The following is a 22,673-nucleotide window of genomic DNA, read 5'->3' on the forward strand; positions in this document are numbered from 1 at the left end:
AGGTGAAAATTCTCGACAAATACTTATTAAAAACATTCCTGATTACATTTACTACGGTATTTGTAATCTTGTTTTTTATATTCATATTGCAAACAGTTTGGCTCTTTATAGCAGAACTCGCTGGTAAAGATTTGGATTTTGCTTTAGTTATTAAGTTTTTAATGTTCTCGATGCCTCGAATAATTCCGCTGGTGTTGCCCCTTTCCATATTATTAGCTTCGATAATGAGCTTTGGAAGCTTAGCCGAGAACTATGAGTTTGCCGCAATGAAATCTGCAGGTATATCGTTGCAACGTTCGATGAGAGGCCTTACTGCTTTTATACTTTTACTTAGTATTGTTGCCTTCTATTTTGCCAATAATGTAATTCCCTTTGCCGAATATAAGTTTATCAATTTCAGAAAAAATATTGCGCAGGTAAAACCCGCCATGGCCATCGCCGAAGGACAGTTTAGCGATGTAGGAGATTACAACATCAAAGTCAATAAAAAGTCGGGAGATAATGGAAGTGTTTTAACCGGTATTACGATACATAAGAAATCAAGTGTTGGAGACGGAAGCAAAACGGTAATCAAAGCTAAAGACGGAAAATTAGTTAGCAGTGAAACATCCAGCATCTTACAACTTGTTCTAAATGACGGTAACTATTATGAAGATCTGGTTCCAAAGCAATATGAAGACCGAATAAAAATGCCTTTCGCAAAAAGCGCTTTTAAAAAATACACTCTTAATATCGATTTATCGCAACTCAATAAAGTAGATGTAAACGAAAATAATATTGCCAACACTAATACTATGTTGACAATTAATGAATTGAGTTACACTTTAGATTCCTTGCATAAAAATTTGAAAAGCGAAATTGTATCCAATTCGGAAAATATTAATTCGAGAACAGGAATTACCTCAAAAAATATCGTTCCTAAAACAGTCAAAGAAAAAGAGAAGCCCCTTCCCGCAGACATTTTAGCTTTATATACAAATAAGCAGAAATTAGAGATCTTAAAAATGGCAAATAGCAACACCATAAGTACTGGTTACTCTATCGATGCTACTAAAGTCAATTTTGAAAGTAAGCAGAAAAACATCAACAACCATCAACTTGCCTTTTACGATAAATTTGTAATCGCCTACGCTTGTTTTATGATGTTCTTTATAGGAGCACCTTTAGGCGCCATCATTAGAAAAGGAGGACTTGGTCTACCTATTATATTTGCAGTACTTATCTTTATCTCCTATCACTTTATAAATACATTCGGCAAGAAAATAGCGCAAGAAAATGGTCTATCTCCTTTTATGGGAGCCTGGATGTCCTCTTTTATCTTAACACCATTAGCTATCCTATTAACGTATCGCGCAACAAATGACATAGGACTAATAAACATGGACATTATATTAAGTCCATTCCAAAAACTATTTCAAAAAATATTTCCATCTAAAAAATAAATACCTAACATGGTCACAAATAAAATACAGCTTAACACAATTGAGGAAGCAATCGAAGACATACGTCAAGGGAAAATAATCATAGTTGTTGATGATGAAGATCGAGAAAATGAAGGTGATTTTTTGGCTGCAGCCGAAAAAGTAACTCCAGAAATGATCAACTTTATGGCAACTCACGGTCGCGGATTAATTTGTGCTCCATTGACCGAAAGTCGTTGCAAAGAACTAGGATTACACGTAATGGTTACAAACAATACTGACCCTATGGAAACGGCATTTACAGTTTCTGTAGATTTAAGAGGTGGCGGCGTAACAACAGGAATATCGGCTGCTGACAGAGCCAAAACTATCTTATCATTAGTAGATTCTGACACAAAACCACATGATTTAGCCAGACCGGGACATATTTTCCCACTGATTGCTAAACAAGGAGGTGTTTTGAGAAGAACAGGTCATACCGAAGCAGCTATCGATTTTGCTCGATTAGCGGGATTCAAATCGGCTGGTGTGATTGTCGAAATCATGAACGAAGATGGAACAATGGCGCGCTTGCCACAATTAGCTAAAGTTGCTAAGAAATTTGATTTAAAATTAGTTTCTATCGAGGCACTTGTCGCCTACCGCATGCAACACGATAGCCTAATTGTAAAGAAAGAAGATTTTGACATTACTACTCGTTTTGGCACCTTCCGTTTAAGAGCGTACCAACAAACTACCAACAAGCAAATCCATATTGCCTTGACCAAAGGAACTTGGAACCTTGGCGAGCCTGTTCTAACCAGAATCAACTCTTCTCAGGTTAACAACGATATTTTGGGCACCTTGACTAATAATGCCGACCAACAACTGGACGATATGTTTAAAAAAATAAACGAACAAGGAAAAGGAGCTGTAATCTTCATTAATCAAGATATGCAGTCGGTAAATTTACTAAGTCGCATCTCTGAATTGAAAACATTACAAGCCGACGGCCAAATGAAAGCACCAAAACTTAAAATTGACAATAAAGATTTTGGAATTGGAGCACAAATTTTACACGACATTGATATTTCTAAGATCCGATTAGTATCCAATACCGAGCAAGGAAAACGTGTTGGAATGATTGGATATGGTCTTGAAATCACAGAATACGTCAACTATTAGAGTTTTTTAATTTTATTTCTAAAAAATATTTTCAAGCTAATACAAAGGAAATGAAACGGTTAAAAAATAGTTTAAAAAACAGTTGAAATTTTTCTTCAAATTGTTTTTGATAATCGAAAAAGGTGCTTATATTTGCACTCGCAATCAGGTAATGATTGTCGCTCACTGGAGAAATGGCAGAGCGGTCGAATGCGGCAGTCTTGAAAACTGTTGACTGTAACAGGTCCGGGGGTTCGAATCCCTCTTTCTCCGCTGGTTAATTCAAAAAACCAACTAAAACCCTTTAAATCGTATGATTTAGAGGGTTTTTCATTTTAAGACCTATCCAAATTATTCACGGTTTATCATACTGAAAGGGGTACTATAAGGGGCACTTAAGAAATTTGAATTCATTGTGCCCCTACCTTCGGGAAGCCCTTTAAAATCAGGTGTTCACTAAATGAACATCTTGTTTTGTGTTGATGGAATTTATAAATTTCTATTAACTTAAAGGTTACCAAATTATGGATGCACCAATTTCAATCCTCTTTTATCTAAAAAGAGCTAAAGTCAATGCACAAGGACTAGTCCCAATTTTTCAAAGAATTACTATCAATCGCAAACGACTTGACAACAGTACAGGTAAGTATGTCGATCCTGAAAAATGGCATTCTGAAATGTCTAAAATGAAAGGAACTTCCGAAGAAGCTCGTTCATTAAATGGACATCTTGATCAATTAAAATCTAAGCTATTAAATATTGAGAAAAATTTAATCAAAAAAGATGTGCCCATTACCTTTGAAAACTTTACAAATGAGTTAACAGGTAAAAAAGAACGCGAACGAATGTTAGTTCCCATCTTCCAGGAACACAATCGCAAAATCAAAGAATTAGTTGGGCAAGAATATGCAGCTGGAACATTGGAGCGTTATGAAACCTCGTTGAAGCACACCAAGGGTTTTCTTAATTGGAAATACAACATCACAGATATCAATATCGAAAAAATTGATCATGCATTTATCATGGAATATGAATTCTATTTGCGAAGCGAAAGAAAATGTGCCAATAACACCGCCGTAAAATACATTAAGAACTTCCACAAAATCATCAACCAGTGTTTAGCTAACGGTTGGCTCAATAGAGATCCATTCAGCAATTACAAAGCGAAAGTCAAAGAAGTAGTACGCGAGTTCCTATCAGAAGCCGAAATTGAGCAAATGATCAACAAAGAGTTTGTTTCAGAACGATTGGAGCTCGTACGCGATATATTCGTTTTTAGCTGCTTTACAGGCTTAGCATATATAGACGTGAAGCAATTAACCCCAGACAATATTTCGCTGGGAATAGATGGCGATAAATGGATTTTCCAGACCAGACAAAAAACAGATACCCCTTCAAAGATTCCATTATTGCCAATGGCACAGGAAATCATTGACAAATATGTCGAATATCCAGTTTGCATAAATGAGAAACGCCTCCTCCCTATTTTGAGTAATCAAAAAATGAATTCTTATCTCAAGGAAATTGCGGATGTATGCGGAATCAAAAAGGATCTCACATTCCACATTGCCCGACATACTTTTGCAACAACCATCACACTTTCGAATGGGGTACCAATTGAAACCGTAAGTAAAATGCTGGGACATACCAACTTAAAGACCACTCAACATTATGCAAAAATATTAGATAAAAAAGTGAGTGAGGATATGAATTTATTAAAATCTAAGTTGAGCAATTTTAAACGAGATAGCAATGTCTCAAATGGAACTAATTTATGAAAATAACTTTGAGAATCATAAACATAATATTTGTTATTTCAGACAGAATTGGCTTATTTATCTGAAATAACAAACCAGAAAATCCATCTATACAAAACCGACAGATGTTGAAAAAAATGGAATATAACTTTGGTATATACATTTCTGTTTTTAAAACTACCTCCAGTTCCGTTCAACATGGTTCATTGTTCATGCTACCCACGCAACGAAACCCATACTGTTGTAACCAGTTTTTAAATATCGGTTAATTCATTCATTTTATATATCTTAAACTCAACATCCATATCCTTAACATATTCCTCTATCGATTGTTTAAATCCTGCTTCTTTTCGCCAAATATTTATTGAATCTGCGTTTTTTATTGGCCATAAAAAATAAATCCATTGGCCTTTTTTATTAGCTTTTCCTTTTATTTGAGTCCCATAAATTTGTTCAACTCCTTTATACATTAAATTCCTATCCTCCATCATAGCTAATGAGGTTTTAGCAATATCACCATTTTCAGTTGCTTTTCTAATTAAGTGAAGGTATTCTTCTATTTTTTCAGAGTGTTGAATTACATAAAATACGGCATTATTAGCTGGTTCTCCAACTAATGATTTACTTGGGTAGCCATAAATCTTTATAATACTATCAATTTCTAATAAATTAGTACTGTCAATTTGACGCACTAAGCTATATTTTTTACTCCCTTCTATATCTGTTTCATTAAGGTCCATATCAGCAAGCAATTTTACTTTTCTTTCAGCAGATAAATTTCCGTCTAAAATTTCTCTTATTCCTTGGTCTTTAAGTAAAATGGCATCAAGTTTTTCTCTAAGCTCAATGTTAAGTTTGCTTTGTCCAAAATTGACGTTACTCTTTTTATTTACCACGCAAGAGATAAGAATTATTGATAACATCAAAAAAGATATTTTAAAACATTTCATTTTCAAATTTATTATAAGACTCCCTCGATTTAGGTAGTTTGTGAAACTAAATTAAGATTTTTTTTCTACTATTTAACTATATACAAACCCATCTTTCCATTAAGCCCAATGCCCAAATCCGTTGTAGTAGCTAGTTACCAGCATCACCACTTTTCTTAATTTGATGGTAATGATTTAGAATTGATTATCATTAAACAAAAAGTTAGTAAAACTAATGTCCAAATGAGTTTTTTATAAAATGATTTTTTCTTTTCACCTTCATTATTCCAATTTAATTTAAACTCAAAATATCTATCCTTATATTTTTTTCTATTGTAAAATCGTAAAGCAAAAAAAGTAACCAAACAAAATATGATAATTAATAATGGAAATTGTTTTAATGGTTCTGTGAAGAATAACAATATAAACAATGTGAAGTTTACTATAAACAGATATTGAACAATTGTTACGAAGGTTATTACTTTTTCTTTTTCAATTGTGGTAAATTTTTCTGCAAACAAGTAATAGTTATATTCTAATATTTTTTCCATAATTTATTTTAATAATTGACATTAAGTCTTCCTAATTGTTGCTGGTAACGTTATGCCACTTTGAGATGGCTGGAAGTTCGTAATCGCTAAATTTTCGGCTTAACGAAAACTTGATGCGAAACGGTAATTCCATAAAATTCCAGCTAGCTCAATGGCGGTTACCAGCTGGCGTTTATTAGTCCTCCGCATAAGTAAAGTTTAATGTCTTGTCAGAATCCACTATAAGCTCGTAATATACAGGTTCAGAATCGCTTTCTTTTTTATAAAAATACTTGTCTCCTAATTTGAATCCCACAATATGATAGTTCTTTCCAATACTACTAAAGCTATTAGGACTTTCTCCACTTTTATATTCTCTATAGTTTTCAGTCTGTTTTATTTTCGCAATGATATTCTCAAAGTCCTTGTCGCTAATTTTAAGTTGAAAGTCGACAATGAAGTCTCCCATTGCACCGTCAGTATTTTGTCTGAGCACCTTATAATTGTCTGTCAGAACGATATCCATTTGTCTTAAATAATCATCATAGTTTGGTTCCGAATTGCAAGAAAACAATAAAATTGTCAAAATCAAAAGGCAATATTTCATATTAAGAATGAGTCAGGTTTCTGTTTACGCTTGCTGGTAACGTTATGTCACTTTGAGATGGCTGGAAGTTCGTAAGCACTCAGTTTTCGGTTTAACAAAAACTTGATGCGAAACGGTAATTCCACTAAATTCGCAAATGGCGCAAGACGTGTGTTAGGCGACTGTGCTTTCTAGTACTTTTATGTCTTTATACAATGTTAGTAAATGGTCTTCTGATAAATCCATTAAAGGTTCATACATAAAAGAATTCAAATGCAAGTTTTCTGCAGTCATCAAGTTTACTCTTTCAAAAATTTCAATTTCCTTTTTGTCATTTGGAAATTCAGCTTTATATTGTCCGATTATTTTTCCTGTTTCTTTACTCCATATATTTGTATGAAAATTAGCGTCAGAAACTTTATTGATAATATAATCCTCTGCCTTAAATCTTATTGCAATTGATAAACAAAGTTTTGATTTTAAATCTAAAACTGGTTCAATTTCTTTATTAGCTTCAATTTCTTCTGCAATTGCAATAGCCAAATCATATACTTTTGTAGTCGTATCAGTTAACGTTGAAGTCGTCGCAAAAACACTATTAAAAATAGTTAAAATTTCACCTGTTGTATGTTCTTTTGTTTCCTTTATATTTTCAATTGCATGTGCTGGTTTTATGTGTAATAATGACGTTAAAGTTAGATAATTCGGGTTTTTTGTTCCTACTGTATATTCAATTAGATTTCTTACAAATGGAATGCAAGAGATAAATGATTTTTCGCAAGTTGAGAAGTTCTTTCGTAATTGAGGAAAAACATCTTGCTTTTCTCCAGGAACTAATTTCACCTCCGTTTTTGATTTTACTGCTTTTAAGTTGCCTTCCCAATTATTAACGCCTTCTAATCTCTTTTTAATGGTTTTATAGAAATCAAAATTATGAGTAAGAATAATCATTTTAAATTTTGGGTCGTCTGCAATATCTTTTAAATATTCAATTATTGCATATTTATTTTTATAGTCGAATGAATCAGCAATATCGTCGATTATGAATAATTGGTCGTTAGTTATTATTTTTCTTGTTTCAATTTGAAAAATAATATTTAAAAGGTAAAAAACTCTTTGTTCTCCCGTACTCAAACTTTTATTTATTTCTGGACCTCCCAAGTCCTTTTTAGAATCACCATCTTCATAAGTAAAAATCAACGAGGCAGGTTCGCTTTTTAAAATAACATCTTCTTGATTCTTTATTTTAATCTTGAAAGGAACGGTAAATCTATTTTTAAAAATATCAAGAACTTTTAACCATTCAGATTGTTCTTTTCTAGCTTCAATTGTTATCTCATTACGTCTTGTTTTTGTTTCTGAATATAATTTTGCAAAAACATCTAATTCACTTTTGTGATTTGCTATGTAATTAAGTATGAGTTTTTTTTTAAAATTTTCTAAATCAATAAATTCTTTTATAATTTCTTGGTTGTTTTCAATATAGTTTCTAAAATTACGAAGTTCGCTATTTGAGTTAAGTGCTTTATCAATTTCATTGAATTTTGATGTTAATTCAGGGTTATTTAAAACTTTTTCTTTCTCTTCTTTTATTACATTTTCTAATTCTTCTATGTTTCCAATTACAGAGTCTTTAATTTTGACTTTATGATCGGCTTTAAAAAAACCATTGTCTTTAAGTGATTTAGTAATATTTTCAGCGTTATTGTGATTAAATTCTCCTTTCTTAAAAAATGTAGTGTTTTCATTTACTAACTTGTCGTAAACAGAGATATACTCTTTTATTTTTGTATTAAAAGATTTCTCTTTTAAAAATTTAGAAACTTTATCATTGAAAATTTCATTAAAAATTATATTATTTAATATAGGTGTTTCTATTTCATTAATTTCAGCAGAACGGGTTTCTACAAAGCTATATATGTCATTTTTAAAAGCGTCTATTATAGTTTGTTCAATAACATTTTCCTTTAAGCCAAAATAGGGTAGAAGAATCTTTATGAAATCTTTTTTTGTTTCAATCAGTTTTATATTGATTGCGTCATATTCTGTTTTCAGACTTTTGTTAGCTAAAATTGTTGAAGCTTCTTTAAAATCAGCATCTTGAATTCTATTAATTACAAAAATTTCTTCTTTTAATATATCTCTCTTGTCCACTAGAGCAGACCTGTGATTTACTCTTTCACTAAAAATTCTATCTTGTGAAACTTTATCAAAACAAATGTCTTCGAATGTTTTTGCAAACGATGATTTCATTGCTCCATTTGGAGCATAAACAATTTGTACTTTTGATTTTGTGAAGTCAAAAGTATGTTGAAGTTTTTTAATTCCGTAACAGTTTTCAAGGTGTATTTTCAGTTCATTCATTTTTGTTCAGTTGATTTTTCTATGCGGTCAGATTTAGCATATCGCCTAACTTGTATATAACATCAAGAAGTAACACCTTTTTTAAAGTTTTACTATAACTCAAGCAATATTTCTATAGCTGTAAATAAAAGCCTTTAAAATTATTAATACAATACCCACTTTTAATGATATTTGATATAAATTAAAACACAATAGAAAACTTTCTTCAGATAAATTAATAGGTAAAAGACACCTCACATCCTTCCCCCACTATTCCCTCTACCACTATAATAGTAATCCCTCCTAAACTCTTAAAACGCCCATTTGCGGTAAACACCTAAAAACCAAACCACAATAGATCCAATTATTCCATACCTCAACTATAGAACTCATCAAGAATTACACTTTGATTATGAAATTTAAAATCATTTTACCATTCACTTCTCACTATTCTCCATCATCCTGAGCTTGTCGAAGGACATCACTCACTTTTCTCTAAAAAACACCTATTCAATTCCCGAATTGCACACTATACTTTTAGCTTCGTATAATTTATTTAGATAGGTTTGCAAAGGTTATTCCTTTTCTTCCTCCAGCAAATCACTTCAAATTATATAATTATGTCAGACCAATTTAATCAGGTCCGGATTAAACGTATTTACCAAATGCTGTTCGAAATGGCAATTGGAAATATGACCTTCCGCATCCAGGATAATAGTAATGATGAATTAAAAAATATTGCTGTCGCATTAAATAAAATTGCAGAAGATATCCAAAAAATATGTCTGGCATCAGGATATATAACCGCTTACTACCCGTATCAAAATCTAATTCAATCGACATTTGTATTGGACAATGATTTTGTTTTATTGAATTTTAATAATGAGGTGCCACGCACTCTAAAATATAAACCGGATACAATTGTCAATACCGATTTTGGAAAATTGATCGATCAGCAATCGAAAGATCTTTGGAACGGTATTCTTGATGAATTAGATAAAAACTCCAATTACACCACTACTTTGCAATTATTTTTCATCACTGGTGATAATCACCTAATGCAATCATTTTGCACGGTATCACGATTACTATACAGCGATGAAATAATTGTAAGTTCAGTATCAACTATACTTGAAGACATGCGCGACATTAACGACCGTCTCTCTGGTTCAAAAATTCGAAAACACAATGAAGTTACTGCAGTACAAAATTTACATGATTATATTTTAAGTCATCTGGATGAACCTTTACCCACTTTACATTCCTTGGCCCAAATGTTTGCTGTTGAAGAACACATATTAAAAAATGGTTTTAGAACCTTTCTTAAAACTAGTGTTTATAACTTTTATCAAGAAGAACGCTTGAAAAGAGCAAATCTCATGATTCGACAAACCTCCGTTTCTTTAAAAGAAATTGCATATCTGAATGGCTTTAAGGTCTACCTTAATTTCTACAAAGCATTCAAAAAAAGATTTGGCTACAAACCAAGTGACATTTCAAGACCTGACGAAAATCTTTAACCCTAATATTTTTGCACTGTTTTATTTTTGAATAACGAAATGCCTGATTTGCATAATGTTATAAGTTTTTTATTTACAATTTTACAGTATCAAACTAACATAAAATGAAATCAACAACAAATTTAAAGAATAATACCTTATTAGTAATTTGCTATTTGTACATGTTGCTATTTACCTATGCTGCAATAAGTAAAATATTGGACTTTCAAAATTTCAAAGTGCAAATTGGACAGTCTCCCTTATTAAGTGCTTTTGCGGGTTCCATTTCGTGGTTAGTTCCACTAGTAGAACTGGTCATTGTAATAATGTTCTTGTTTACCCGATTTCGCCTCATGGCACTTTTCGCTTCCTTTAGCTTAATGGTCATGTTTACAGCCTATATTTTTATTATTTTAAATTACAGTTCGTTCGTTCCCTGCTCCTGTGGAGGAATACTCGAAAAATTGGGATGGAAAGAACATCTGGTATTTAATATTGCATTCATAATTTTGTCCATAATTGGTATTCTAATAGAACGTAATGCAGCGTCAAAAGAATTTCTAATTTTAAAGCCTCGTAACCTCATCATCATTCTTTCATTTTTAACAATATGCGGTACTGGAATTATCGTAGGTTTATTTTTAGTGTCGGAAAATATAACACACTACCACAATAAATTAACAAGACGTTTTCAACATTTTCCTGCTGTAAAATCGAAGGAGGCCGACCTTAAATTAAACTCATATTATATTGCAGGCATTGACCAAAATAAAATATATCTTGGTAACACCACCGCACAATTATTGATAACAATATTGGACTCCACATTGCAACAAAAAACACAATATCAAATTGAACTGGACCGCAAGGACTTGTCTTTTAAATCAGTACAGATTAAGATTGCAGCTCCATATTTCTATGTATACGATGGTTCTGTTCCCTGCATATTCAAAGGAAAAATCAAAGACTGGAAAGCGAAACTGGTAAAAAAAGGAGGAGAATACTTTTCATTAGTAGAACCTTTAGATTCTATAACAATGGCTATTCGCTCACAAAAGCAGAACAGTGGCGAAAGTATTTTGGCAACTTTGAATTTGCAGGACACAAGCAAAACTCATCTTAATCCCGAAATTTTGCAAAAACAAAGAGACGGTCTTTTTGATACGGATGGCCATATGATGTACAGCAAACAATTGAATAGAATAATTTACTTGTATGCTTATCGAAACCAATTTACAATTGCTGACCGGAATCTTACCATCGACTATAGAGGAAATACTATTGATACAATAAGTCACGCCAACCTCAACATCGTCAATATTAAAAGCCAAAATCAAAAAAAATTAGGAAAACAACCCCTTATTGTTAATAAACAGTCTGCGGTATTCAATAACCTTCTCTATGTCAATTCCGGAATTCCAGGTCTTTATGAAAATATAAAAATGTGGGAACAAGCAAGCATTATAGATGTATATGATCTTTCAAGGAATAGTTACCTGTTAAGCTTTTACATCTATGATGAAGTAGGTAAAAAAATGAAAAGCTTTGAAGTTCAGGATTCGGTGTTGTATGCACTGATTGATAATCGCATCGTCAGATACAATCTAGGTAAAGCCATCACTAAAAATTATCAATACGACAACCGCTTATAAATTAAAAACATAAAAATCTATTGGCCAAGTAGCAGGGATAAGATCGAAAACCTGTAAAAAAGAGTAGATCATAAATTCTAAATATTGTTATTATGAAAAGTAAATTTTTAAATTTAGTAATGCCAATCGCTGTAATTGCAGTAGGATTGGTAGGAGCATTGTCAACCAATGCAATGGAAAAAAAAAGTAGTAAAGTAGCACCAATAATGGGCTACAAACATGTCAGTGCAGCCATACCTTGTGAGAAGGTACAAACGTGTTCCAATAACGGTATCTTCGTCTGTACTTCTGATATAGATGGTGCCAATCTTTATGCAAAACCAGGTGCAACCTGTCCAAATCTGTTGTATAGAGATACGCAATAGCTGATTTTCGCATTTATTACAATGCCGTCTGAATCAAATTCAGACGGCATTGTTTATTTTATAATCTTTATATTGTAGAATCCAAATTATTAATGATCAGCTTGCATCCATGGCATCAAAGGCTCATTTTTCAAATAATACCCCAACCATTCTTTTATACGTTGTGTCAGGTCTTTTTGATTTGATCCCTCCAATAACGCGTGGCCTTCACCTGGGTAAATAAGCATCGTATGCTTTTTCTCAAGTCTTCTTAAAGCAAGATAAAATTCAATACTCTGGTAATAATTAATATGCCGGTCTTCAGCACCAGTCCAGGACAATAAGGGCGTCTTCACATTTGCTGCCTGCAGGACTGGAGAGTTTCTAAGATAACTTTCTGTATCGTCAAACAATGATTTCCCAATCCGTAGCTGGTCGAATTCAGAACGCCAAAAGTCAGGTTTAAGGTAATTACCTCCTATATACAGATAAGTACTCACCAAATCAGTCCATGCTGCACCAGCCACAGCCGTGGCAAATCGATCCGTTTGGGTAATGATAAAATCCGTTTCATAACCACCAAAGGAATGCCCAATCAGGCCAATCTTCGACGGATCAACTAAACCCTTTGCAATTACCGCGTCAGTTGCGGCAAGTACACAGGAAGTAGCCGATTTCCCTACTTCGCCCAACTCGTAGACAATATCAGGAAGAAGAACAAAATAACCCTGTGTTGTAAAAATGCTGATATTAAATCCCCCCTGTTCAAATACACTAGGATTTATATAATCATGCTGATACTGCGATAGACGCTGGTAAATTTGGACCACCATCGGATAGCGCTTCCCCACCTGATAATCCGCTGGATAAATAAGCACTCCTGATAGTACTTTCCCATTATCAATATAATGAATTCGCTCCGCTTTCCCCCAATAGTAATGCTGTTGCTGCGGATTACTTTGAATTAACTCCCTCGCAGGAACTTTAAAATCAGACTGAAATACAATCCTCGGTGCACATTCATAGCTTTGCTCCACATACAAAAACGCATCACTGTTAGCCGCTTTGATAAATTGGTTTGTTTTTTTGGCAGCCCAAACCAAAGGCTTTTGGCCAGTCTTCCTGTTCCATAAGTAGTAACCAGTCGACCCTGAACTTTTTTCATGTGCTTCCAAGATCAATTGCCCATTTGTATGAAACTGTCCGGTACACAGTTCATAGGCATCCGTTTTAGTTTCTTGCTCGGCGGTTAACTGCTTAATTCTAAAACTGATTCCCTTTTCCCTGCCGCGAGTCAACCGGATTTTCGAAGCACCATCAGGAGCAATTTCCCAGATATCAAATTCGTCATACAAAAGAATCGATTGGTCGCTGGCAGTCCAGCCTGGATTCCCATACGCCATTGGATCACTCGGCCGGTCATACTGCTCGTTAAAAAAAGACATTTCCAAACTTTTAGTAATGTTCGTATGCGTTTCATTAGCTATATCATACACCCACCAATTCCCCGCTTTAGGATACGAAATATATTTCCCTTCAGGAGACATCAGTAGTGTCATAATATCGCCGGAATGCTTTTCAAGTAGCAGTTTTCTTTTTCCAGTCTGCAATTCGGTAATAAAAATATCCCGTACCCCATCGTAATTAGATTGCGGCTCGTAAGCAATCGGATCGTAGGTTATTGCAAAATTAAAGTCCCCATTTAAAGATCCCGATGGCAGTGTTTTGTTGGTGATTTGTAAAAAACGATTGCTCTTAGGCCACCAAACCGCTAACTTATCACGATCCGCTGGGGTTCCAAAAAGTTTCTTATTGGGATAAAGCAGTTGGTCAGCCGCATTCCAGATCTGAACTGTCTCGGCCGTACTATCCACAACAATAGGTTTTTCTTGTAGTCCAAAAAAAACACGTTCACCCTCTTTGGATAGTAGAATAGAACCATTGCTCATCGAAATTTGCATATCCGGAGGGAAATCTTCCCGTAATTCTGGATCAAAACTAACTAGATTTTTATCATCGGTAGTATAGCAAAATAATTTCCCATTCTGGTGTCCAGATTGCATAAAAGCAATCGTTTTACCTTTCCAGCTAAGGTTCTGGAATCTATTACTGCTATCTGTGGCAATAGTGCGTTTCACAATAGTTGTTCCCAACTGCAGCATTCCAACAGAGTAACGATCAACTAAATCCTCACAAAAAACCAAGTCATTCCCCGTAGTACTAAATTTCCAGCTACTCACATCAGCAATCCGTTGCACTATTCTTCCCTTCATATCTTTAATAATCAGTTCGCTTTTATTTTCAGGTGCCTTTAAAAATTGCAACAGGTATTTACCATTTTTGGTGAAAGCAAAACTACTTATGTTTGGAGTATAGTGTAAATCTCCAGTCACTAAATTTTGCAAAGCAAGGGTATCCTCCATTTTACAGCCAAACCAAGTCTCACCATTAAACTCCCCGTCAATGCCGCGTGGAAAAGCATAAACCCTTTCCTCTCTTGTACTTTTCACAAACAAAGTATCCTTCTTCGATTCATACTGAAGTTGATAACTCGCCCAATTCCCCTGATCAGAAATTTTTTTGGATCGTAACCTACTCCACAACTGGTAATCCGCTGCTGTAAGCTGCCTTTTTTGTTTCACCTGCCCAATACTTGGGCAGGAAACTAACAAAAAACAAACCCCTATAAATCGGAGGATAAAACGTTGATAGGTAATGAATCTCTTTTTCATGGTATTTATTTTAATAGCCAGCATTTTGCGGAGAAAGATTAGGATTTAGCAACAGTTCAGACTCAGGTATTGGAAAATTACGATCAGTAGAATTCCACCCTCCTTTTATAGGAGATAAAACCGCATCAAGTTTCCCAGTTCTTTTTAGGTCAAAAAAACGGTGCCCAAACTCAGTAAACAATTCAAGCCTTCTTTCCAAGAGTATAGCATCGATGAGCGCAGGACCAGTTGTAGCTTCCGTGTCCGGTAATCCCGCTGCATGTCTAATTTTATTGAGATCTTCCTTGGCACCAATCAAGTCACCTTGATGCGCTCTAGCCTCTGCCCGAATTAAGTACTGTTCGGCCAAACGGAATACTATCGAATATTCCTTGGAACTTCCACTATTAGTAGTGGCTTTATATTTACTGACATGATACCAAACAGTGGTGCCATCACTCACAGCGGTTGTCCAATGTGCTTTTCTTTGGTCATCTGCGGTAAATGATTCCATCAGAGAGTTCAATAATGCCGACTTCGGTGGTGGACCACTAATAAAACTAAAGGTCTCCGCTTCCTGGGTATTATCACCAGATATCTTGGGCATCAGCTGCCAAATCGTTGCAGTGCTTTCTTTTAGGAATACTTTATCGAGATCCTCTTCCCAAACATAAAGCTGCCCTTGATTGAGTACTGCCGATGCCGCATTCGACGCTTCATCCCACACCTGCATATAAAGATACACTCTTGCTAACAAAGCCTCAGCTGTCCATTTGTTGGGAAGAACCCGCTCTTCATTGATATAATCATCTCCTAGTAATACCATAGCCTGTTCTAAATCTGCTTTAATGAGCACATAAACTTCATTTTCTTTCATGCGTTTCACTTCCCTATTGCGCTCATAACCTGTGGTATGGATATAGGGGATATCACCAAATGCATTCAGCAAATAAAAATGAAGTAATGCACGCACAAAAAGAGCTTCTCCCTTCAACTGGTCTCGGTCTGCTGCAGCTAAAGAAACAGAGTTTTCCACGCCCTCAACAACTGCATTGGCAGCATAAATCTGGTTATAACTGCTGTTCCACAATTCGCTGACCTCACTCCCAGAAGCCAATAATGCATTATTATAAAAATTGGTTTCACCTTCATACAATTCAAGTTCATCGGAATAAAACCCCAACTGGTTCGAAAGTCCCAACAGCGATCCGCTAAGTAATCCGTTATCACGAATTTTAGAATAAATATCTGTCATCGCTGCATTAGCCGTGGCCCTATCTTCAAAAACGGCAGAAGAGTTCAGCTGTGAAGCAGGCAATCCAACTTCGACAAAATTGTCACAACTAGAAATAATACACGAACTGATAACCGCAAACAGCGCAATTCTCAAAGTCGAGGCATTACAAAACCTCCTATAGCCAGATAATCTAGTATTGTTTTTCATTACGATATTTTTTAGGTTAAAAATTAATTTGCAAACTGCTGGTATAAATGCGCAGGGGTGGTAGAAAACCCGCTGTCCTAAACTCAGGATCAGCACCTTTATATTTGGTAAAGGTTAGCATATTCTGTCCCTGAAGGCTGAACCTCAATTTCATCTTTTTAGTCCATCGCTCAGGCACGTCATACGAAAGCGAAATATTTTTTAGGCGGATATAGGAAGCATCGCTAATACCCGCATCACTCTGTGCATGTCGGGTATTGGCTCGCTGTATGGCCGATTTGACACCACTACTATAAACCTGATAAGGATGGGTATCACCTGGCTCTTGCCAATGATCCAGTACTGCAGTCGGCTGGTTACTCATTGTCCCAGGCATGCCAAACATAAAAGTAGAATTAAAATTTTCTTGTTTCACAAACTGAAAAAGGAGATCCAATTGCACAGGACCATAATGTAGCTGGTTTTGCAGCCCTCCATAAAATTGGGGATTAAGATTCTTTATCGTTTTCCGATCATCGGCCGCTGTAATAGCCCCATCACCATTCACATCCTCAAATTGATAAACACCCGTCTGCGGAGCAAGTCCGATAGAATGATACAGCTTCGTGATATTCAATGGCTGTCCAATAACATATTGATTGCGATAAGGTGAACCTTCAAGACTAGGAAACGATAGCAGTTCATTCTTAGCTTGAGTAAAGTTCAGGCTACTAACCCAACTGAAAGCCGAATGGCTAATATTTACAGTACGGATAGTAATTTCAACACCTGTATTTTGTACCCGAGCATCAAGGTTCGATTGTATTGACGTAAAACCGGTAGTACCAGGAAGCGGAGTCCCCACAAGCTGATTAGAGGAGCGATTGCGGTACCAACCAAAAGTGGTAAAAATACGGTCGTTAAAAAAACCAGTCTCCACCGCAAATTCCAATTTTGTATTGGTCTCCCATCCAAAATTCGGATTAAACAGTCGTGAGGGACTAAGACCACTAATACCTTGGTAGATATTTTCTGAACTAGTATAAGTATCTAGATACTGGTAATCCCCTATCTGATCATTTCCTGTCGTTCCATAACTACCTCTGAATTTTCCAAAACTTAAAAATCCCACATGGTTCTTAATAAGAGCTTCATTCCCAAAAAGCCATGCCGCACCTACCGCACCAAAAGTAGCAAATTGTTTACCTGGACCAAAACGACTCGAACCATCCCTACGTCCAGTTACATTCACAACATACCGTTCCATCCAGTTAAAGTTGGCACGGCCAAAAAACGCTTGATATTTATACATAGTTTGATTACTGCTCAGGACGCTATAATTAGCAGCTGAACCTGGATTATCCATCTGGCTGTTGCTTGAAAAACCAGAACCCATAGTTACAAGTTGATCACTGCTTTGCTCTTGGAAAGTACCGCCCGCTAATACATCGATTTTTCCGTGACTAATCTTTCTATTCCAGGACATTTGAGGCTCAATAATCCAAGATCGTCGGTTGACTATGTTGTCAAAAACAATCGACGCTTCACTGCCTAATCCATAAGCGGGACTGTATATTGTATAGGGCTGGCTATTAATTTCACTATGCCTTAAGTCACTGTATCCAAAACTCGATTTTAGCACTAATCCTTCAATGAATTCATAGGATAAAAGGGAGTTGGCAATTAGGTCATACGTCAGACTCTTAAATTTTCCTTCAAGAGTAGCTAACGGATTATTAAAAGTGTTGTTTTCCCAATTCAAATTTCCTGCAGCATCATAGAGCGCTGGGGCATTGGGTGCAATCGTAATCGCTGCTTTGGTAAAATCCGTTAGTGGAAGAAAATTATCCTGTGCAGTGTAACCGCCCGTAAAATTAATTCGGAACTTTTTGTTTTCGGAAGCATGGTTCAGATTCACATGCATATTGCCTTTGAGATATTTAAAATTGCCCGGTAAAACCGTAGTCTCCTTGCTGTAATTTCCACTAAGTAGGAATTTAGTTTGTGCTGAGCCTCCAGACACCGAGGACTGCACGGTTGTATAACTGGAGGTACCGCCTATGAGTGTCTTTTGCCAGTTGGTTTCTCGACTGGGATCCCAGCTGCCATTTACGTCATAAGCACCTGCAGGATAGTTCACAATACCGTCATTGGCATAAGCTTCCCTACGCATTTGCAAGTATTCTGGCGTATGCATCAGATCCATAAATCGGGTCAGCTGACCAAAACCGCTCGATACGGTAGCAGTAAAACCAGTAGTCCCTTCCTTCCCTCTTTTGGTGGTGAGAAGAACGACCCCATTAGCACCCCGTGAACCATAAATGGCTGTGGCATCGGCATCTTTAAGTACCTCGATACTTTCAATATCACCAGGGTTAATACTATTAAGCGGACTTGTTTGACTTGGTGTCGTACTCGAAGTATAAAAACTACCAATAGCATCAGAGGAATAAGGAACACCGTCTATAATATACAGCGGTTGGTTACCATCCGCACGCAAACTATTTTGCCCTCTTATTTTTATGGTAAAACTACCACCCGGAGAACCACTGTCTTGCACAATATCCACCCCCGCCATCCTACCTTGCATCGTAGCCAGCACATTCGTTACCGGCTGATTCTCTATATCCTTTGCCGTTATTCTAGCAATACTACCCGTACGCTCACTTTCCTTCACGCTATAATACCCAGCATTAATTTTCACTTCCTGCAGTTGGGTAGCATCCTCTTGTAGTTGTACAGGAACTACACTGCGTCCCGCTACAGGAATACTTAATGTGTTATACCCTACAAAAGAAAATACAAGAATATCAGCAGCAGTAGCCGCTATACTATATTTACCTTGATAATCAGTAATGGTGGCTGTTGATTTTCCTTCTAAAGATACAGTAACACCAGGCAGGTCACCTTGACTGTCTCTTACAGTTCCGGTTATATTATACTGTTGAAGAATGAGTTTTGGCAATGGCGTTCTAGCCATAACGGGAAGACAGCACAGATATAATCCAAAAAGAATAGGATAATAAAGGGCCGTCCAGGCCTTGTAAAATGATATTTTTTTCATAATATTGGTTTAGTTTTTTATTAGTTATTAGTTATCAGTTATCCGATATCTGTTCGTTTTGTGCTTAGGGTAAAACATCCTAGATCATTATAAGTTGGTATTTTACTTAAATTAGCCTTCGTTCATTTGTGATTTTGGAAAAATCTATTCTCCATTACTGTTTCAACCATAAATCCAATTGAATATTAGCGTTATTAGTGCGAGTATTAATGCGGTTAGTATTTGTTTGTAATATTTCATGTTATTTAGTAGGTTATGGGTTATCAGTTATCGGTTCTCCGCAGCGATCGGGATCTGTTCGTTTTGTGGTTAGCTAAAACATCCTGCACCATTAATAAATTCAAATTAAATTAATGATACCTTTTGTTCAAAGAGGCTGGCGGTGCAGGTGTTTGTTAGTTATCCGTTATCCGTTGTCGGTTCTCAGTTCTCAGTTCTCAGTTCTCAGTTCTCAGTTTAAAATTGGCATAGAGATTCCTGACCGGTTCAGAAAAGTGCATTTTCCTGACTGGGATTATGTGGTTTAGTGACAGTTACCACGGTTAACGCTAGGCGTTGGGTTGTTTAGGGGGGCTTAGTTATTTTATTCATGGGCTTTTATAGTTAATGGTTAATAGTGAGTAGTTAATCGTTTAAAGTTGGCATAGGTATTGCAGACCAGTTTAGAAAATGCGGTTTTTCTGACTGGGATTTTGTGATTTAATGATAGTAACCACGGTTAACGCTACGGCGTTGGCTGATTTAGATGTGTAATTGCATTTTGGTCATAGGCATACGGGTTTTAGCGGTTTAAACTGCTGCGAGACTATGAAAATGAAGATGTAGCGCTAAGAATGAAGTTGAGTAATTACCAAAATATAGAGCAAAAAAAATGGCATGGAACTCATCTTAAACGCTTCAGAGGTACTGGTATACCCTACACACGAATAAGTGAGCCCACGCCATGGGACGTGAGCATAGTACTTATCTTCTCGTGTGTTAAAATTACCAGTTTTCTGAAACGAGATTCAAAGCGAATGCTTCAATATTGTATTTGAAGAATCGCAAAAATACACTACTTTAATGTAATGATAAAACAAATATACTAAAAAACATTTACGTGGTAATATATTGCCACATTAATTTCTTTAAATTTAAAGAAATTGCCTAAAACATAGGCTATGATTAATGAAACTACAAAAAGTGAATTTTTACTGCAATTTGGTAAAAGGCTCGGAGAAATAAAAAAACAGAAAGGTTTAAGTTATAGGAAGATTGCTGAGAATTGTGATCTCGACGCAAGTTTTATTAGTAAAATTGAAAAAGGTACTGAAAATATAACATTAGAAACAATACTTAATTTATCATATGGACTTAAAATACAGCCTAAGGAGTTTTTTGATTTTAAAGTAGATTTAGAAAAAGAATAATTAGATAGTGCAAATACCACAACTAAGCACCCATCGCCAAAGATTTCATGAAATTAATTGTACATTTTTATTATTCTGACTTTTTTTATATATTTCTATTTAACAACTTAAAACTCTGAAATTATGGCACTTAAACCAGGACCAAAAAGAACAGCAACATCAACAGGACAGCCAGACAAACGGCAACGTGATAATAAAGACACTCCTGGTAATACACCTTCATTAAAACCGCCTAAACGAAAGTGACAAATAGTAGATTTGTGATTATTTAAAGGGTTACGTTATCCTCAAAATATAAAAACAATAGGTAGAAAGATGCTCAGGCATCTTTTTTTATGTCTATAGATATTCCCACATTGCATATCGAAATTCCCAAAATGCATATTATATAAAAATTTAAACCCCTATTTTGACCTTACTTAAAGATTCAAAATATGGAATGGTATGAAATCATTGGGTTTGCTGTGGTGTGGGTTGTAGGTCTATATCTGAGAGGGAAGTTTTATGAATGTTTGAGGAATAGACATTATAATGATAGCTGGAGAACTAGAAGAAAGAAATGAAAAAATACCGGATCAAAATTAGCTTCCTATTATCTTCTTTAAATTAAGTCAAAATATCACTAAATGTGGGTATTGTATTAATAATTTTAAAAGCTTTTATTTACAGCCATAGAAATAGTGCTTGAGTTATAGTAAAACTTTAAAAAAGCGTTACTTCTTGATGCTATATACTAGTTGGCAGACATTCTAAAAAGCGAAAACTAAAATATATCCGAAGAAAATTATTATGAATAAAATTTTAAAAACATCTCTCAAAACACTCTTAATTTTAATTCTCATAATCTCGATTTCAATTCCAATATATTACAATTATTGGAGAAATAGTAAAACAATAAACACATTTAAAGTTTTCAGTGAACCGAAAGAAATTGTTTATAGTGAAATAATTTGGAAAAGTGATAGTATTCAAAATATGCTGGTTGAAAAAGCATTTTTCTTTGTTCCTGTAAAAATTGAAGGAATTAAAGAAAATTTATATATGCAATTTGACACTGGAATTTCTGAAACTTGTTTCTACGGAATAACATTAAGTAAATTGCTTGAAAGTAATACATCCATGAAAACTGAATATTCAAAAGATAGTATTCAATTTCTTAAAAAACCAATATTAAATATTGGAAAAATGAAATTCAAAGCTGATAAGATAAAAATGCTTAATCGTGGAGACGTAAAGATAGATAGTTCATTTATTGTTATCGGAAGTATTGGATTAGATGCAATTGTTGGAAGAACTTTAATTTTAGATTTCAAAACAAATAAAATTGCAATAACCAAAAAAAATATAAAGCAATTAGGAAAATCATTTGATTTTATTGAAAATGCAAGCGTGGACAAATTTCCATTATTAATTCCCGCAAAAATTGGAGAAGAAAACACAAGATTATTTTTTGATTCAGGTTCAAGTATGTTTTCTTTACTAACAAGTGAAAAAAGGTTAGCAAAACTAAAAAGTAAAAAGGAGATAGAAAAGCTTTGTTGTATAGGTAGCGGTGGCAAAGATTATGAAATTTATAGAAAGCAAATAACCGAAAATATTCAAATTGGAAAAACTATAAAAGAAAGAGAATATGTTTATGGATTTTTCAGACTCAATATGATGGATTATATACCTTCATCGATAATTTACGGAATAACTGGTAATAGAATGTTTGACAATGAAATTATGGTTATTGATAATAAAAATAACATATTGGGAATTGAAAAGTAATATATAAACAAGAACAATCTGCCAACCGCCATTCAGATATGGTAAGATTTTAAAAAAAGCGTTACTTGTTGATGTTATATACAAGTTGTATG

General features: G+C 34.8%; 16 protein-coding genes and 1 tRNA gene. 10 read left to right on the forward strand and 7 right to left on the reverse strand.

Going from position 1 to position 22,673, the window contains the following annotated elements; translation table 11 throughout:
• Positions 1–2 precede the first annotated feature (2 nt).
• From FQU23_RS06760 to FQU23_RS06775, 4 genes are all read left to right on the forward strand, one after another.
• Positions 3–1,442 carry an LptF/LptG family permease gene (locus FQU23_RS06760; RefSeq protein ID WP_147673196.1) on the forward strand — a complete coding sequence of 480 codons (1,440 nt, stop codon included), beginning with the start codon at positions 3–5 and terminating at the stop codon, positions 1,440–1,442.
• A 9-nt stretch (positions 1,443–1,451) separates the two neighbouring features.
• Positions 1,452–2,585, forward strand: a complete 1,134-nt coding sequence (gene ribB / locus FQU23_RS06765; RefSeq protein WP_147673197.1) for a 3,4-dihydroxy-2-butanone-4-phosphate synthase — start codon at positions 1,452–1,454, stop codon at positions 2,583–2,585.
• A gap of 167 nt (positions 2,586–2,752) precedes the next feature.
• A tRNA-Ser gene (locus FQU23_RS06770) sits at positions 2,753–2,837 on the forward strand.
• Positions 2,838–3,088: 251 nt separating this feature from the next.
• Positions 3,089–4,342, forward strand: a complete 1,254-nt coding sequence (locus tag FQU23_RS06775) for a site-specific integrase (protein WP_147673198.1) — start codon at positions 3,089–3,091, stop codon at positions 4,340–4,342.
• Between the two features lie 233 nt (positions 4,343–4,575).
• Here FQU23_RS06775 and FQU23_RS06780 read toward each other — a convergent pair whose 3' ends face one another.
• From FQU23_RS06780 to FQU23_RS06795, 4 genes are all read right to left on the reverse strand, one after another.
• Positions 4,576–5,244, reverse strand: coding sequence for a DUF6624 domain-containing protein (locus FQU23_RS06780; protein ID WP_147673199.1), 669 nt, complete (start codon positions 5,242–5,244; stop codon positions 4,576–4,578).
• 182 nt (positions 5,245–5,426) lie between these two features.
• A complete protein-coding gene (locus tag FQU23_RS06785) occupies positions 5,427–5,801 on the reverse strand; it encodes a hypothetical protein (RefSeq protein WP_147673200.1) in 375 nt (124 codons plus the stop codon).
• A 175-nt stretch (positions 5,802–5,976) separates the two neighbouring features.
• On the reverse strand, positions 5,977–6,387 hold the full coding sequence (locus FQU23_RS06790) for a hypothetical protein (RefSeq protein ID WP_147673201.1): 411 nt from the start codon (positions 6,385–6,387) through the stop codon (positions 5,977–5,979).
• Positions 6,388–6,540: 153 nt separating this feature from the next.
• On the reverse strand, positions 6,541–8,730 hold the full coding sequence (locus FQU23_RS06795) for a hypothetical protein (protein ID WP_147673202.1): 2,190 nt from the start codon (positions 8,728–8,730) through the stop codon (positions 6,541–6,543).
• Between the two features lie 599 nt (positions 8,731–9,329).
• On the opposite strand from FQU23_RS06795, the gene FQU23_RS06800 reads away from it, so the two are divergent.
• The 3 genes from FQU23_RS06800 to FQU23_RS06810 all read left to right on the forward strand — a co-directional run bounded on the left by FQU23_RS06800 (position 9,330) and on the right by FQU23_RS06810 (position 12,225).
• A complete protein-coding gene (locus tag FQU23_RS06800) occupies positions 9,330–10,229 on the forward strand; it encodes a helix-turn-helix domain-containing protein (protein ID WP_147673203.1) in 900 nt (299 codons plus the stop codon).
• 104 nt (positions 10,230–10,333) lie between these two features.
• Positions 10,334–11,860 (forward strand): MauE/DoxX family redox-associated membrane protein, encoded by a 1,527-nt coding sequence (locus FQU23_RS06805; RefSeq protein WP_147673204.1) that lies wholly within the window; start codon positions 10,334–10,336, stop codon positions 11,858–11,860.
• A gap of 92 nt (positions 11,861–11,952) precedes the next feature.
• On the forward strand, positions 11,953–12,225 hold the full coding sequence (locus FQU23_RS06810) for a hypothetical protein (protein ID WP_147673205.1): 273 nt from the start codon (positions 11,953–11,955) through the stop codon (positions 12,223–12,225).
• 89 nt (positions 12,226–12,314) lie between these two features.
• Here FQU23_RS06810 and FQU23_RS06815 read toward each other — a convergent pair whose 3' ends face one another.
• The 3 genes from FQU23_RS06815 to FQU23_RS06825 are packed head-to-tail and all read right to left on the reverse strand — an operon-like array spanning position 12,315 to position 19,402.
• Positions 12,315–14,936, reverse strand: a complete 2,622-nt coding sequence (locus FQU23_RS06815) for a prolyl oligopeptidase family serine peptidase (protein WP_165425738.1) — start codon at positions 14,934–14,936, stop codon at positions 12,315–12,317.
• Between the two features lie 10 nt (positions 14,937–14,946).
• Positions 14,947–16,359, reverse strand: a complete 1,413-nt coding sequence (locus FQU23_RS06820; protein ID WP_147673207.1) for a RagB/SusD family nutrient uptake outer membrane protein — start codon at positions 16,357–16,359, stop codon at positions 14,947–14,949.
• Between the two features lie 16 nt (positions 16,360–16,375).
• Positions 16,376–19,402: a SusC/RagA family TonB-linked outer membrane protein gene (locus FQU23_RS06825; RefSeq protein WP_147673208.1), complete on the reverse strand. Its 3,027-nt coding sequence runs from the start codon at positions 19,400–19,402 to the stop codon at positions 16,376–16,378.
• A 1,160-nt stretch (positions 19,403–20,562) separates the two neighbouring features.
• Here FQU23_RS06825 and FQU23_RS06830 point away from each other — a divergent pair.
• From FQU23_RS06830 to FQU23_RS06835, 3 genes are all read left to right on the forward strand, one after another.
• A complete protein-coding gene (locus FQU23_RS06830; protein ID WP_091169434.1) occupies positions 20,563–20,811 on the forward strand; it encodes a helix-turn-helix domain-containing protein in 249 nt (82 codons plus the stop codon).
• Between the two features lie 123 nt (positions 20,812–20,934).
• Positions 20,935–21,057 (forward strand): hypothetical protein, encoded by a 123-nt coding sequence (locus FQU23_RS16295; RefSeq protein WP_255673695.1) that lies wholly within the window; start codon positions 20,935–20,937, stop codon positions 21,055–21,057.
• 543 nt (positions 21,058–21,600) lie between these two features.
• Positions 21,601–22,581 carry a hypothetical protein gene (locus FQU23_RS06835; protein WP_147673209.1) on the forward strand — a complete coding sequence of 327 codons (981 nt, stop codon included), beginning with the start codon at positions 21,601–21,603 and terminating at the stop codon, positions 22,579–22,581.
• Positions 22,582–22,673: the final 92 nt, after the last annotated feature.

This window comes from Flavobacterium sp. XN-5 (genome assembly GCF_008033395.2).
GTDB classification, from domain to species: Bacteria; Bacteroidota; Bacteroidia; order Flavobacteriales; family Flavobacteriaceae; genus Flavobacterium; species Flavobacterium hiemivividum.